11 protein-coding genes are annotated in these 13,797 nt (G+C 67.9%); 1 reads left to right on the forward strand and 10 read right to left on the reverse strand.

The features are described 5' to 3' along the window. Window positions 1–12: 12 nt before the first annotated feature. The 8 genes from WFQ67_RS28850 to WFQ67_RS28885 all read right to left on the reverse strand — a co-directional run bounded on the left by WFQ67_RS28850 (window position 13) and on the right by WFQ67_RS28885 (window position 10,497). Complete coding sequence (locus tag WFQ67_RS28850) at window positions 13–309, reverse strand: DUF2845 domain-containing protein (protein WP_111260156.1); 297 nt, start codon at window positions 307–309, stop codon at window positions 13–15. 61 nt (window positions 310–370) lie between these two features. Then, on the reverse strand, window positions 371–679 hold the full coding sequence (locus tag WFQ67_RS28855) for a DUF2845 domain-containing protein (protein WP_236205936.1): 309 nt from the start codon (window positions 677–679) through the stop codon (window positions 371–373). Between the two features lie 142 nt (window positions 680–821). Then, a complete protein-coding gene (locus WFQ67_RS28860; RefSeq protein ID WP_337058885.1) occupies window positions 822–3,773 on the reverse strand; it encodes a DUF748 domain-containing protein in 2,952 nt (983 codons plus the stop codon). Window positions 3,774–3,873: 100 nt separating this feature from the next. Next, window positions 3,874–4,893 (reverse strand): class I SAM-dependent rRNA methyltransferase, encoded by a 1,020-nt coding sequence (locus tag WFQ67_RS28865; protein ID WP_337058886.1) that lies wholly within the window; start codon window positions 4,891–4,893, stop codon window positions 3,874–3,876. Window positions 4,894–5,141: 248 nt separating this feature from the next. Next, on the reverse strand, window positions 5,142–6,323 hold the full coding sequence (locus tag WFQ67_RS28870; protein ID WP_337058887.1) for an acetyl-CoA C-acetyltransferase: 1,182 nt from the start codon (window positions 6,321–6,323) through the stop codon (window positions 5,142–5,144). 88 nt (window positions 6,324–6,411) lie between these two features. After that, window positions 6,412–7,287, reverse strand: coding sequence for an oxygenase MpaB family protein (locus WFQ67_RS28875; RefSeq protein ID WP_337058888.1), 876 nt, complete (start codon window positions 7,285–7,287; stop codon window positions 6,412–6,414). A 79-nt stretch (window positions 7,288–7,366) separates the two neighbouring features. Further along, window positions 7,367–9,304, reverse strand: a complete 1,938-nt coding sequence (acs, locus tag WFQ67_RS28880) for an acetate--CoA ligase (protein WP_173179158.1) — start codon at window positions 9,302–9,304, stop codon at window positions 7,367–7,369. Between the two features lie 107 nt (window positions 9,305–9,411). Further along, window positions 9,412–10,497, reverse strand: coding sequence for a DJ-1/PfpI family protein (locus tag WFQ67_RS28885; protein WP_337058889.1), 1,086 nt, complete (start codon window positions 10,495–10,497; stop codon window positions 9,412–9,414). A gap of 122 nt (window positions 10,498–10,619) precedes the next feature. On the opposite strand from WFQ67_RS28885, the gene WFQ67_RS28890 reads away from it, so the two are divergent. Continuing rightward, window positions 10,620–11,609: a GlxA family transcriptional regulator gene (locus WFQ67_RS28890; protein ID WP_337058890.1), complete on the forward strand. Its 990-nt coding sequence runs from the start codon at window positions 10,620–10,622 to the stop codon at window positions 11,607–11,609. A 48-nt stretch (window positions 11,610–11,657) separates the two neighbouring features. Here WFQ67_RS28890 and pgi read toward each other — a convergent pair whose 3' ends face one another. Together pgi and panD are read right to left on the reverse strand one after the other, a co-directional pair. Further along, complete coding sequence (gene pgi / locus WFQ67_RS28895) at window positions 11,658–13,322, reverse strand: glucose-6-phosphate isomerase (RefSeq protein ID WP_111260147.1); 1,665 nt, start codon at window positions 13,320–13,322, stop codon at window positions 11,658–11,660. Window positions 13,323–13,404: 82 nt separating this feature from the next. Further along, complete coding sequence (panD, locus tag WFQ67_RS28900; protein WP_003457244.1) at window positions 13,405–13,785, reverse strand: aspartate 1-decarboxylase; 381 nt, start codon at window positions 13,783–13,785, stop codon at window positions 13,405–13,407. Window positions 13,786–13,797: the final 12 nt, after the last annotated feature.

The raw sequence follows: 13,797 nt of genomic DNA on the forward strand, positions 1-13,797 counted from the left end.
TTCAGGGGTGGGTCAGTCGCGTTTGCTTTCCACCGAGTTGAGGCGGCCACCGATGAAGTCCAGGTAGTAGTACATGCCGTTGACCGGCCCGTAGACCCATTCCTCCACCTGCATCTCCTGGCGCCCGCTGCGGGTCTCGGAGTAGCCGATCAGGTTGCGGCTGACGGGGTCGCCGCACTTGCGCTGCACCTCGACGGCGCGATCGCCCTCGCTGACCAGCGCGCTGCCGCAGCGGAAGGTGGCGGCGGATGCTTCGTGGGCCAGCAGCAGGGCCGGCAGCGCGAGCAGGGAAAACAGCAGTCTCTTCATGGTGGGCATCCTGTCCGGGGAAAATTGGGTGGCAGAGCCTAGCACTGCCGGTTCGTGGCTGTCAGTCGCCACGCTTGCTCTCGATCTTGATCAGCTTGTTCCCTTCGAAGCGCAGGTACTGGTACATGCCGTTGCGCGGCCCGTAGACCCATTCCTCCACCAGCACTTCGCTGGTGTTGCCGTAGCGATCGACCTTCTCGCGGTAGCCCAGGCTGGAGCGACTGGCGGGGTCGCCGCACTTGCGTTGCACCTGCGAGGTGCTGTCGTCCTGGCTGATCAGGCCACCGCCTTCGCAGCGCAGCGTGGAGGAGGCCTGGGCGGATGCGGCGGCCAGGAGCAGGGGCAGGGCGAGCAGGGGGAGGATCTTCACGAATGCTTCCGTCATTCAGGTTGGGATTTCAGCCTACGCCGCCGTGGCGCGGCTGTCAGCAGGGCCGGGTGCCGCACGAAAACTCGTGCAACACAGCCGCTTGGACAGATGGAAAGAAGGGGAATTCCAGGGGCCCGGGCAGCTATTCGCTGCCCAGTTGCAGGGGGGTGTCGACCTTGCCGTCCGCGTCCGCCTCGCCGAGGCTGACGTCGAGCATGTACACGCGCTCGTCCTGCAGGCCGCCACGGTCCACCAGGTAGTCCTTGATATTGGCGGCGCGGGCCTGGGCCAGCTGGCGCAGCAGCAGCTCGCTCTGCGCCCAGGAGCCGATCACCGCCTCGCGCATCTTCGCCGTGCGCTCGTCGCTGCCCAGGTCTTTCCATTCGGCGGGCGGCTGCTGCTTGAGGCGGGTGCGGTAGATGCCTTCGAGCATCGGCGGTTTCTCGCCTTCCGGCACTTCCAGCTGGGCCGGCTCGGCGGGCACCTTGTCGCCACGGCGCTGGGCGATCTTGTAGTAGGTGTTCTGGTATTCGCGCTCCAGGCGCTGGGCCGCGAGCAGCGGGCCGTCGCTGGACATGGCGCTCATGCCTTCGACTTCCAGGCGCAGCGCCGGGCGCTCCTTGAGCGCGGCGGCGAGGGTGTCCAGGGTGCCTTGTGCATCGGTGGACAGCTCGCTGCTGCCGGCGGCGAAGGGGACATTGCTGAGGTCCTGGTCGCCGCCACCGGACACCAGCCCGGCGACGAACTTGAACGGCGCCTGCGCTGCGCGCAGCACCAGGTTGCGCAGGGTCTGCCAGACGATGGGGGCGACGCTGAACTGCGGGTCCTTGAGGTTGCCGGCGACCGGCAGCTCGATGTCGATCTTGCCTTCGGTGTCCTTGAGCAGCGCCACCGCGAGCTTGATCGGCAGGTCCACCGCATCCGGGCTGTCGACCTGCTCGCCCAGTTGCAGCTGTTCCAGCACCAGGCGGTTCTGCGCTTTCAACTGGCCCTTCTCGATCTGGTAGTGCAGGTCGAGATTGAGGCGGCCCTTGCGGATGCGGTAGCCGGCGAACTTGCCGGAGTAGGGGGTCAGGGTGGTCAGCTCGACCCGCTTGAAGCTGGTGGCGATGTCCAGGGACTCCAGCGGGTCGAAGGGGGTCAGGCTGCCCTTGATGGTGACCGGGGCGTAGCGGTCGACCTTGCCCTTGATGTCGACCGTGGCCGGCGTCCGGGTGCGGGTGTCGAGGGTGCCGATCTCGCCGTTGAGCTGCTGGATGGCCGTGGCGAAGTTGGGCGTCAGGCTGAAGTCGGCGAAGTTGGCCGAACCGTTGCTGATGCTCACCGCGCCGACATGGATGTCCAGCGGCTTGCCGGCGGGCTCGGGCTTGGCGTTGGGGGCGGCGGGCTGCTTGATCACCAGGTCGCTGGCGTTGGTGGTCAGGTCCTCGTTGATGATGAAGCGTGCGTAGGGCTGGTTGATGCCGACCTTGTCGATGGACAGGCTCTCGCCATGGCGATAGGCCAGGCCCTCCACCAGAAGTTGCTGCCATTTGACGAAGTCACGCTCCTTGAGCGTGTCCAGGGTGTGCAGCTGGTTGACCAGCGCGCGACCTGTGATGGTCAGTGCCAGGGGCTCGGTGCCGGCCAGGGCGACGTCGAGGTTGCTGTCGAGCATGCCGCTGCGCAGCTCCAGGCGCACGAAGGGCTCCATGTAGGCCTGGGCCACGCGCAGGTCGATGTCGCGGGTCTCCACCTTCAGCTTGGCGGTGGTCGGCTTGAGCTGCACCTGGCCTTCGGCCTTGAGCTTGCCCTGCTTGCCGAGGCCGGTGTCCACCGCCAGCTGGAAGGGCGACTCGCCCAGGCTGTCGAAGTCCTTGAGGTCGAGGTTCAGCGGGCCGACGTCGATCTGCACGGGGCTCTTCGGCACGCGGTCGGCCAGGTGCACCTTGTAGCCGCGCAGCTGGGCGTCGCGCAGCAGCACCTGCCAGGGCTTGCCGGGGGCTTCCTGCTTGGCTTGGGCCGGCTGGGCGTCCGGGGCGGGCTCGGCGGCTTTCGCGTCCTTCGCTGCCGGTTCCTGTTCTTGCCGAGTCTCCTTCGCCGGGGCCTTGGCGTCGCCGGCGAACAGCTTCTGCCAGTCCAGCTGGCCATCGGCTTCGCGGGCGGCCCAGGTCTCCAGGTTCTGGCTGCGGATCTTGCCGACCACCACTTGCTGCTTGGCGAGGTCCAGCGAGCTTTCGCTGACTTCCAGGCTCTCAAGGTTGACCAGTGGGCGCCCGTCCGGGGCCTTGATCGCGAAGGGCGCGACCTTGATCGCCGTCTGTTCCAGCTTCAGTTCGGTGCCCTTGGCCAGGCTCAGGTGGTACTGGGTGGCGAGGCTGATGGTGCCCTTCTCCAGCGCCAGGGGCACCGCGTCGCGCACATAGGGCCAGAAGGCCTTCATGTTGCCGTCGGTGACCTTGAGCTCGCCCTTGGAGGCGAAGGGCACCAGGCTCAGGCTGCCCTGCCAGTCGATGCGGCCGCCATAGGGGCCGGTGGCGACCAGCAGCATGTCGGTGTTGTCGTCGCGAAGGGTGCTGAGGTTCTTCAGTTCGAGGTTCAGCGAGTCGTAGACGAACTCGATGGCGTCGCTCGGGCGCAGGTCCTGGAAGTGCAGGCCGCCTTCGACCAGGCGCACGCTGTCGATGCGCAGCGGGAACGGGTCGCTGGCGGGCTCCTCGGCCTTGGGTTCGCTGGGCGGGACCTGGAACAGCTGGCTCAGGTTGAGCGTGCCGTCCTTGGCGAACAGCACTTCGGTGGTGGACTTCTCCAGCTCCACCTCGGCCAGGTGCAGGGCCCCGGTCCACAGGCTGTCGAGCTGCAGGTTGGCGTGCAGGCGCTGGAAGCCGATCTGCTCCTTGCCCGCCTCGCCGATGTGCAGCCCCCAGAGGGTCAGCTCGAGGCTGAAGGGGTTGAGCTGGATGCGCTCGAGCCGTGCGGGGACCTTCGCGTACTGGGCCAGTTGCTGGTTGACCACGCGCAGGGCGACCCCGGGGATGATCAGGAAGCCGAGCAGGCTGTAGAGGGCGATGACGATCAGCAAGGCGCTGATGGCGCGTTTCAATCCTTTGTGCATGGTGAGGCGTCGACTATCCCGGCGGAGGTGGCTTGGAGTATGGCACGGCCGCAAGGTTCCGACAGACGGTTGCGGGTGGTTTCGTTGGGCGGTTCTCGCTTCAGAAATGCAGCACCAGGGTCTTCAGCGGCGGACGCCCATCGAGGGAGGGGAAGTCGCTCGCCGGCGGTAGCTGTTCCCACTCCCGCACTGGTCTGCCGAGCTTGCTGGCGCAGCGCAGCACCTGCTCGCGCCAGTTCTCGATGTCCACCTTCGCCAGGTTGTTGCAGCAGATCAGCGTGCCGTCTTCGGCAGTGGCCTGGATCGCCGGCTTGAGCAGGCTCTGGTAGTCGCGCAGCAGGTCGACGGTGCCGAAGGCGCTCTTGGCCCAGGCCGGCGGGTCGAGGAACACCAGGTCGAAGCGGCGCTGTTCCAGGCGCGGGTAGCTGGGCAATTTCTGCCCGTGGCGGCGGGCGATGGGCTGGTCGGCGAGCTGGCGGATGGCGGGGAAGTAGTCCGATTGCACGAAGCGCATGGGCGTGAGCCCGGGGTTGAGCGCAGCGTTTTCGCGGCCGACGGCCAGGTTGCCCTCGGCGAAGTCGAGGTTCCACACCTCGCTGGCCCCGCCCGCTGCGGCAGCCAGGCCGACGCCACAGGTGTAGGCGAAGAGGTTGAGCACCGACTTGCCGGCAGCATGGCGCTTTACCCAGCCGCGGGCGTTGCGCAGGTCGAGGAAGAGCAGCGGGTCCTGGCCGGGATGACGGCCGCGTACCCGGTAGTTCAGGCCCCACTCGTGGCCGACGAGGTCGACCAGTGCGTCCGGTTCGGCCTGGTATACGGGGTCGCTGCGATCGATGCGCGAGTTGCCCTGGGAGCGGTCGTTGTAGACCGGCAGCAGTGGCTCGCCGAGTTGTTCCTGCACCTGTGCGACGGCTTGCAGCAGCTCGTCCCGTTGCAGCGTCTGGTGGAAGCTCTGCACCAGCAGTTGCGGGCCGTAGCGGTCGATGGTCAGGCCGGAGGCGCCTTCCTGGCTGCCGTGGAACAGGCGATAGCAGTCGGTGCCTTGCGCATGCAGTTCGGCGAGCAGGGGCTGGCGGGCATCGAGTGCGGCGCGCAGCGCCTGGGGGAGGTTGGAAGGCATGCGCGGCGTCTCGCAGGTACAGGAAAGGTCGCGCAGTTTAGCAAAGCGGGCGGGGCTGTTCAGTGGCCCCCAGCGTTCGCAAGGGTGACGAGGTGCGCGGGGCTTCCCTCATTCACCGTCATTCCCGCGCATGCGGGAACCCACTAAATAGCCCTCGTTCTGTTTCAGTGGCCCCCCGCGTTCGCGGGGGTGACGAGGTGCGCGGGGCTTCCCTAACGCACCGTCATTCCCGCGCACGCGGGAACCCACTAAAAGCGCTCGATTGCCAGCGCCACGCCCTGGCCGCCGCCGATGCACAGGGTCGCCAGGCCCTTCTTCGCATCGCGCTTGATCATCTCGTGCAGCAGGGTCACCAGTACGCGGCAGCCGGAGGCGCCGATGGGGTGGCCGATGGCGATGGCGCCGCCGTTGACGTTGACCTTCTCGGCATCCCAGCCCAGCTCCTGGCCCACGGACAGGGCCTGGGCCGCGAAGGCTTCGTTGGCTTCGATCAGGTCCAGCTCGCCGAGGTTCCAGCCGGCCTTTTCCAGGCAGCGCCTGGTGGCCGAGACCGGGCCGATGCCCATGATCGCCGGGTCGACGCCGGCGTTGGCGTAGGCGGCGATGCGCGCCAGCACCGGCAGGCCCAGGGCCTTGGCTTTTTCGGCGCTCATCAGCAGCACGGCGGCGGCGCCGTCGTTGAGGCTGGAGGCGTTGCCGGCGGTGACGCTGCCGTCCTTCTTGAACGCCGGCTTGAGCTTGGCCAGGGCTTCGGCGGTGGTGCCGGCACGGGGCTGCTCGTCGGTGGCGAAGGCGACGGGGTCGCCCTTCTTCTGCGGGATCAGGATGGGGGTGATCTCGTCCTTGAAGCGCCCGCCCTCGATGGCCGCGCAGGCCTTCTGCTGGGAGGCGGCGGCGAAGGCGTCCTGGGCTTCACGGCTGATGCCGTACTTCTCCACCAGATTCTCCGCGGTGATGCCCATGTGGTAGTCGTTGAAGGCGTCCCACAGGCCGTCCTGGATCATGGTGTCGACCAGCTTGGCGTGGCCCATGCGCAGGCCGGTGCGGGCGCCGGGCATGACGTAGGGGGCGAGGCTCATGCTTTCCTGGCCGCCGGCGATGATCACCTCGGCGTCGCCGCAGCGAATCGCCTGGGCCGCCAGGTGCAGGGCCTTGAGGCCGGAGCCGCAGACCTTGTTCAGGGTCATGGCCGGCACGGCGTTGGGCAGGCCGGCGAGGATGGCGGCCTGGCGCGCGGGGTTCTGGCCGGAACCTGCGGTGAGCACCTGGCCGAGGATGACCTCGTCCACCTGGGCGCCGTCGAGGCCGGTCTGGGCCAGCAGCTGGCGGATCACCGCGGCGCCCAGCTCGGGGGCGGGGATGTTGGCCAGCGAGCCCTGGAAGCTGCCGACGGCGGTGCGGGTGGCGGCGACTATGACGACGTCTTGCATGATTTCTGTCCTCGAGGCTGGGGTTCGGTTCAGGTCATGACCGGAAAGTAGGCGATGGTCGCACAGGGCCGAGTGACCGGCCAGCCACTCAGCGGGTGGGCAGGCCCATGCGCCGGCGTGCGCGACTGGAGGCGCCGTTGCGCAGGGCCCAGCGCAGCATCGGTGCTGTGCGCTGTACGCCGGCGCGGATCAGAGGGCGCTGCCAGTCGGGCAGGCGCAGGCCGAGCATCGTCATGGCCCAGGTGGGCAGCAGCTCGATGCCGGCCTGCATCATCAGGTTGCCGAAGGGCTTGGCCAGGGCACTGGGCGCTGGGGCATCGCGCAGCAGGCGCACCACTTCGAGGGTGCGCTCGTCGCAGAGCATCTGCGGGCGCATGGCCTCCAGGTAGTCGGCGACGGCCTGGCGCGACTTGGGTACGTTGCGGGCACCCAGGCGTTCGGCCACCAGGGCGATTTCCTCGTAGTAGCGGTCCTGGTCGGCGCCGGGCATCGCCGGGTCGAGGTGGCGCAGGTAGGCCCCGAGGAAGCTGCTGACCTCGGCGACGTGCACCCAGGTGAGCAGGTCCGGGTCGCTGGCCGCATAGGGGCGGCCGTCCGGCGCGCTGCCGACCACCTGCAGGTGGATGGTGCGCACCTTGTCGATCAGCCATTCGGCATCGCGGGTGTTGCCGTAGGTGGTGCCGGAGATGAACAGGCTGGTGCGGCGCAGGCGACCGAGCATGTCCTGGCGGAAGTTCGAGTGGTCCCACACGCCGGCCAGGGCGAGGGGGTGCAACATCTGCAACAGCAGCGCGCTGATGCCACCGATCATCATCGAAGTGAAGTCGCCATGAACCTTCCAGGCCATGGAGTCCGGGCCGAACAGGCCGGGATCGCCCTTGGGGTTCTCCAGGTCGATCTGCCCGAGGGAGGCGCCGGTGAGGCTGAGTATCTGGCTTTCGATGCGGGTACGTAGGAGTTCCATCGTCGGGAGTTCGAGGCTGAAGGAGGAAGCTGGCGCCTGGGGATTCTTCAGGCTTCCAGCTCCCGGCTTCAAGCTTTATCTACTGGTTCAAGCGCTTGTCGATGAGGCTGTCGACCACCGAGGGGTCGGCCAGGGTGGAGGTGTCGCCCAGGCTGTCCAGCTCGTTGCAGGCGATCTTGCGCAGGATGCGGCGCATGATCTTGCCCGAGCGGGTCTTCGGCAGGCCGGGGGCCCATTGCATCAGGTCGGGCTTGGCGAAGCTGCCGATTTCCTTGCCCACCAGCGCCAGCAGTTCCTTCTTCAGTTCGTCGCTGGCCTCCACGCCCTTCATGGTGGTGACGAAGGCATAGATGCCCTGGCCCTTCACGTCGTGCGGGTAGCCGACCACCGCGGCCTCGGCCACGTCGTCGTGCAGCACCAGGGCGCTTTCCACCTCGGCGGTGCCGATGCGGTGGCCGGAGACGTTGATCACGTCATCGACGCGGCCGGTGATCCAGTAGTAGCCGTCCTCGTCGCGGCGTGCGCCGTCGCCGGTGAAGTAGTAGCCGGGGTAGGCGGAGAAGTAGGTTTCGATCATCCGCTTGTGGTCGCCGTAGACGCTGCGGATCTGGCTCGGCCAGCTTGATTTGATGGCGAGCACGCCGGAGCCCGCGCCCTCGATTTCCTTGCCCTGTTCGTCCAGCAGCACCGGTTGCACGCCGAAGAAGGGGCGGGTGGCCGAGCCGGGCTTGAGTGCCGTGGCACCGGGCAGCGGGGTGATGAGGATGCTGCCGGTCTCGGTCTGCCACCAGGTGTCGACGATGGGGCAGCGTTTCTCGCCGACGACGTGGAAGTACCACTCCCAGGCTTCCGGGTTGATCGGCTCGCCGACGCTGCCGAGCAGGCGCAGGCTGGCGCGCGAGGTGCTGCGCACGGCCGCGTCGCCTTCGCGCATCAGGGCGCGCAGGGCGGTGGGGGCGGTGTAGAAGATGTTCACCTGGTGCTTGTCGATCACCTGCCAGAAGCGCGAGGCGTCGGGGTAGCTGGGCACGCCCTCGAACATCAGGGTGGTGGCGGCGTTGGCCAGGGGACCGTAGACGATGTAGCTGTGGCCGGTGACCCAGCCGACATCGGCGGTGCACCAGTAGATGTCGCCCTCGTGGTAGTCGAAGACGTACTTGTGGGTCATCGCCGCGCCCAGCAGGTAGCCGCCGGTGGTGTGCAGCACGCCCTTGGGTTTGCCGGTCGAGCCGGAGGTGTAGAGGATGAACAGCGGGTCCTCGGCGTCCATCCATTCCGGTGCGCACTCGTCCGAGGCGCCGCGCAGGGCCTCGTGGTACCAGATGTCGCGGCCCTCGACCCAGGCGATCTCGCCCTGGGTGCGCTCGACCACGACCACGGTGGAGACGTCCGGGCAGTCCTTCAGCGCCTTGTCGACGTTCTGCTTCAGGGGCACGTACTTGCCGCCGCGCACGCCTTCGTCGGCGGTGATCACGGCGCGGCAGTCGGCGTCGAGGATGCGGTCCCGCAGGGCGTCGGGGGAGAAGCCGCCGAACACCACCGAATGCACGGCGCCGATGCGCGAGCAGGCGAGCATGGCGTAGGCCGCCTCGGGAATCATCGGCATGTAGATGCACACGCGATCACCCTTCTTCACGCCCCGCGCCTTGAGCACGTTGGCCAGGCGGCAGACGTGCTGGTGCAGCTTGCGGTAGGTGATCTGCGCGGACTCGGTGGGGTTGTCGCCTTCCCAGATGATGGCGACCTGTTCGGCGCGTTTCTCCAGGTGGCGGTCGATGCAGTTGTAGCTGACGTTGAGCTTGCCGCCCTTGAACCACTCGGCCTGGCCCTGGCGCAGGTCGCTGCTGTGCAGCCGGTCCCAGGGCTTGAACCAGTCGAGGAACGCCGTGGCCTGCTCGCTCCAGAACTCCTCGGGGTTGTCCACGGACTGCTGGTAGAGACGCAGGTAGGCGTCGTTGTCGATGAAGGCGCGCTTGCGCACCTCATCGGGCACGGCATGAAGGCTGATTTCGTACATGAGGCGGGGTCCTTGTTCTTGTGTTACCGCGGTGCCGGCTAGGGTGCACCCAAGCAGTTGCTCGGTTCAAGTGGCGGCTTCGCAAGGCGTTTGAACCCCCCGTGGAATCATTCGTTCAGGCCTGGCGCGTATTCCAGCTGGCGCGCCACCAGGTCGGCGGTGTCCGGGCCGTGGCGGTCGGCGATGGCCGCCAGGGTGCTGTCGAAGAGCTGGGCCAGCGGTGCGTCGTCCCCGGCCAGGCGGGTGATGCCCGGGTGCCCCTGCACGGGCTCGGGCAGCAGGACCAGGCCGTTGCGGGTGCGGATCGGCTCGGCCGTCTCGGCCAGGGCGAGCGCCTCGGAGCGGAACGTCCGCGACCAGGCGTCGGCGCGCAGGGCCAGGGCCATCTCGTCCACGCCCGGCTGCACCGGCAGGCCCAGTTCCTCGTGCCTCCAGAAGGCGAGGAGGTTGCCGGCGGCCGTCAGGTAGCCGCCCGCCCCGAGCTGGAAGCCTGTGCCGTCATGCCGTGACGACCAGCCCGGCTGGCCGATTTCTGCTGCCAGCGCCCGTGCCTTGTCGCGGCCGCCGATGGCCTCCACCAGGGCCAGGGTGGCGGGCAGGGCGGCGCTGACTCCCGCCGTGGTGATTACCTTGCCGTCGGCCAGGTAGCGGCGGTCATCCACCCAGCGGGTGTCGGGGAAGTCGCTTTCGCGCTGGCTGCGCGAATACCAGTGGCCGGTGGCGCGGCGCCCCTGGAGCACCCCGGCGTTGCCGAGCACCAGCGCGCCGTCGCAGATGGCGACGAGGGTCGCGCCCTTGTCGGCCTGCTGCCTGACCCAGCGCAGCAGCGTCGGGTCGTCGCTGTGGTGCACCGCCGGCACGATCACGTAGTCGGCGCCTTCGGGGTGGCGGCGGTCGAATGCGTCGATATCGGCATCGGCCAGCAGGCGCAGCGCCGGCATCATCTGCATCGCCCCGGGGCGCGTTGAGAGCGCGACGACCTCGGCGACCCCGGACCGGGAAAGCAACCCGTAGGGGATGACGTAGTCCACCAGCTCGGTCATGCCGTTCTCGCCGATCACCGCCACCAGCGGGCGCTCGCGGTCGAAGCGCTGCTGGTAGGCGGGGAGCCGGTCGGGGTCCTCATCGGCGAGCGAGGGCAGGGGGTGGCCAAGGGTGAGGCCGGCGAGCAGTAGCCAGGCGAGGCGGATCATGGAAAGGGTCCTTGTCGATGGGGAGCTGGCCCAGTGTGAGGCACCCGTCTCTGGCGCGAATGACAGGCATGGATGAAAATCCGCCAATTCTTCTCAGCGCTGCGATGGCCCGCGAGGTGCCCATGCCCATTGCCGACGAACCGGCGCCGCATCTCGTGGTGCTGCTGGTCTTCACCGATTTCCAACTGCTCGATGCCACCGGCCCCGCCGAGGTCTTCGCGGCTGCGGGCGAGCAGTTGCCGGCGGGCGCGATGCGGCCCTACCGCCTGCGTACCGTGGCGCTGGAGCCGGGCCTGGTGAGCTCCTCCACCGGCTTGCAGCTGCAGGCAGAGGCGCTGCCACCCGTGGACGAGCTGGTGGGCTGCACCCTGCTGGTGGCCGGCGGCCATGGCGTGCAGCGGACGATGGGCTCGGCCGCGCTCGCCGCCTGGCTGGTGGCGGTAGCCGGTGTGGCGCGGCGCTGCTGCTCGGTGTGCACCGGTGCCTTCCTGCTTGCCCGCGCCGGGCTGCTGGAGGGGCGCCAGGTGGTCACCCACTGGCGCTATGCGTCGCTGTTGCAGCGCTTGCTACCGCGAACGCGGGTACTGGAGGACGCGCTGTTCGTGCGCGACGGTGCCTTCTACAGCTCGGCGGGTGTCACGGCGGGCATCGACCTGTGCCTGAGCCTGGTGGAGGAGGACCTGGGGCGCGAGGTGTCCCTGCAGGTGGCCCGAGGGTTGGTGGTGTACCTGCGACGGCCGGGCGGGCAGCGTCAGTTCAGCGCCGAGTTGCTGGCCCAGCAGGCCCCTCCGGGTGGGCTGGTGGAGCGGCTTTCGGCGTGGTTGCGCGAGCACCTGCAGGAGGACCTGGATATCGAGGCGATGGCGGCGGCCGTCGCGGTCTCGTCACGCACCCTGCACCGGCACTGCAAGGAGGAGTTGGGGGTCGGCCCGGCGCGCCTGTTGTTCCAGATGCGCCTGGAGGCGGCCTGCCGGTTGCTGGAGGACGGGGCGGCATCGCTCAAGCGCACGGCGCAGCGCACCGGCTTCATCAACGAATACAACCTCAGGAGGGCGTTCGTGCAGGGATTGGGAGTGACGCCGAGCGAGTACCGCCAGCGCTTCTGCCGCTAGCGGCGAGGAGGGAAGGCGCCGCACCCGGGGCCGGGTGCGGCGACGGCCTCAGCCGCGGTGACGGCCGCGGAAGAAGTCGATCAGGCCCTGGGTGGAGCCGTCTTCGGCCGGGGTTTCCTCGCTGCCGACGATGCGCGAGTAGACGCCCTTGCCCAGTTCCTTGCCCAGTTCCACGCCCCACTGGTCGAAGGCGTTGATGCCCCAGAGCACGCTCTGCACGTAGACCTTGTGTTCGTACATGGCGATCAGTGCGCCCAGGCGACGGGGGCTGATGCGTTCCATCACCAGGGTGTTGCTGGGGCGGTTGCCGGGGATCACCTTGTGCGGTGCCAGGCGCTGCACCTCGGCTTCGTCCAGGCCCTTGGCGCGCAGCTCGTTCTCGGCTTCCTCGCGGGACTTGCCGAGCATCATCGCCTGGCTCTGCGACAGGCAGTTGGCGAACAGCCACTGGTGGTGGTCGGCGACCGGGTTGTAGCTGGAGACCGGGACGATGAAGTCCGCGGGGATCAGGTGGCTGCCCTGGTGCAGCAACTGGTGGTAGGCGTGCTGGCCGTTGCAGCCGACGCCGCCCCAGATCACCGGGCCGGTACCGGCGGTGATCGGGCTGCCGTCCTGGCGCACGGTCTTGCCGTTGGATTCCATGTCCAGCTGCTGCAGGTGGTCGGTGAAGTTACGCAGGTAGTAGTCGTAGGGCAGGATCGCGTGGCTGCGGGCGCCCCAGAAGTCGCCGTACCAGACGCCCAGCAGGGCCAGGATCACCGGGATGTTGCGCTCGAAGGACGCGGTCTGGAAGTGCTGGTCCATGCTGTAGGCGCCGGACAGCAGCTCCTTGAAGTTGGAGATGCCGATGGACATGGCGATCGGCAGGCCGATGGCCGACCACAGCGAGTAGCGGCCGCCCACCCAGTCCCACATCGGGAAGATGTTTTCCTCGCGGATGCCGAAGGCCATGGCCGCTTCCTTGTTGCTGGAAACGGCGATGAAGTGGCGATAGAGCTCTTCCTCGCTGCCGCCCTGGGCCAGGTACCAGGCGCGGGCGGCCTGGGCGTTCTTCAGGGTTTCCAGGGTGCCGAAGGATTTGCTGGAGACGATGAACAACGTGGTCTCGGCGTTGAGCTTGCAGGCCAGCTCGCGGAATTCGCTGCCGTCGATGTTGGCCAGGTAGTGGCAGCGCACGCCTTTCTGGGCGAAGGGCAGCAGCGCTTCGGAAACCAGCTGCGGACCGAGGAAGGAGCCGCCGATGCCGATGTTGACCACGTCGGTGATGGGTTTCTCGGTGTAGCCACGCCACAGTCCGTTGTGCACGTAGCCCACCAGCTCGGTCATCTGGTGCAACACGCGGTGCACCTCGGGCATGACGTCCTTGCCGTCCACCCGCACCTTGTCGCCGATGGGACGGCGCAGCGCGGTGTGCAGCACGGGGCGACGCTCGGAGGCGTTGATCACCTCGCCCTGGAACATGGCCTTGATGGCTTCGCCGAGCTGGGCTTCCTCGGCCAGCTTCACCAGCAGGGCCAGGGTGTCTTCGCGGATCAGGTTCTTGGAGAAGTCCAGCAGCAGGCCGCAGGCGCTGAGGGTGAAGCGCTTGAAGCGCTCGCCGTCTTCCTGGAAGGCCTGGCGCATCTTGAAGCCGGCCAGCTCCTCGCGGTGCGCGGACAGCGCGCCCCAGCTGGGCAGTTGGGTGACGTCGAGGGGATTGAGGTGGTGGTTCATGGCGTGCCTTCAAGCAATCAACTTGGTTATGAACACGAAAAAGCCCGGAGTGTTCCGGGCTTTCAGTCTAGCGGGTCAGGGTTCAGGCGACCTGGACCGGTATGGCGTTGCTGGTGTGGCTCAGCTCGTTGCCGGGTGCCATGTAGAGCATGCGCGGCTTGAAGTTGGCCAGCTCGGCTTCGCTGTAGTGGGCGTAGGCGCAGATGATGACCCGGTCGCCTACTTTGGCCTTGTGCGCGGCGGCGCCGTTGACCGAGATCATGCGCGAGCCGTTTTCGCCACGGATGGCGTAGGTGGTGAAGCGCTCGCCGTTGTCGACGTTGTAGATCTGGATCTGTTCGTACTCGCGGATGCCGGCGAGGTCCAGCCATTCACCGTCGATGGCGCAGGAGCCTTCGTAGTCGAGCACCGCGTGGGTGACTTCGGCGCGGTGCAGTTTGGCCTTGAGCATGATGGCGTGCATGGCGTTTTCCTT

Source organism: Pseudomonas sp. USHLN015 (assembly GCF_037153275.1).
Lineage (GTDB): Bacteria > Pseudomonadota > Gammaproteobacteria > Pseudomonadales > Pseudomonadaceae > Metapseudomonas > Metapseudomonas tohonis.

Bases quoted from the DNA above. Each gene is read 5' to 3' on its own strand.
- WFQ67_RS28860 (WP_337058885.1), bottom strand. From the start codon at position 3,773: ATGCACAAAGGATTGAAACGCGCCATCAGCGCCTTGCTGATCGTCATC.
- WFQ67_RS28875 (WP_337058888.1), bottom strand. From the start codon at position 7,287: ATGGAACTCCTACGTACCCGCATCGAAAGCCAGATACTCAGCCTCACC.
- WFQ67_RS28890 (WP_337058890.1), top strand. From the start codon at position 10,620: ATGCCCATTGCCGACGAACCGGCGCCGCATCTCGTGGTGCTGCTGGTC.
- WFQ67_RS28865 (WP_337058886.1), bottom strand. From the start codon at position 4,893: ATGCCTTCCAACCTCCCCCAGGCGCTGCGCGCCGCACTCGATGCCCGC.
- pgi (WP_111260147.1), bottom strand. From the start codon at position 13,322: ATGAACCACCACCTCAATCCCCTCGACGTCACCCAACTGCCCAGCTGG.
- panD (WP_003457244.1), bottom strand. From the start codon at position 13,785: ATGCACGCCATCATGCTCAAGGCCAAACTGCACCGCGCCGAAGTCACC.
- WFQ67_RS28885 (WP_337058889.1), bottom strand. From the start codon at position 10,497: ATGATCCGCCTCGCCTGGCTACTGCTCGCCGGCCTCACCCTTGGCCAC.
- WFQ67_RS28850 (WP_111260156.1), bottom strand. From the start codon at position 309: ATGAAGAGACTGCTGTTTTCCCTGCTCGCGCTGCCGGCCCTGCTGCTG.
- acs (WP_173179158.1), bottom strand. From the start codon at position 9,304: ATGTACGAAATCAGCCTTCATGCCGTGCCCGATGAGGTGCGCAAGCGC.
- WFQ67_RS28870 (WP_337058887.1), bottom strand. From the start codon at position 6,323: ATGCAAGACGTCGTCATAGTCGCCGCCACCCGCACCGCCGTCGGCAGC.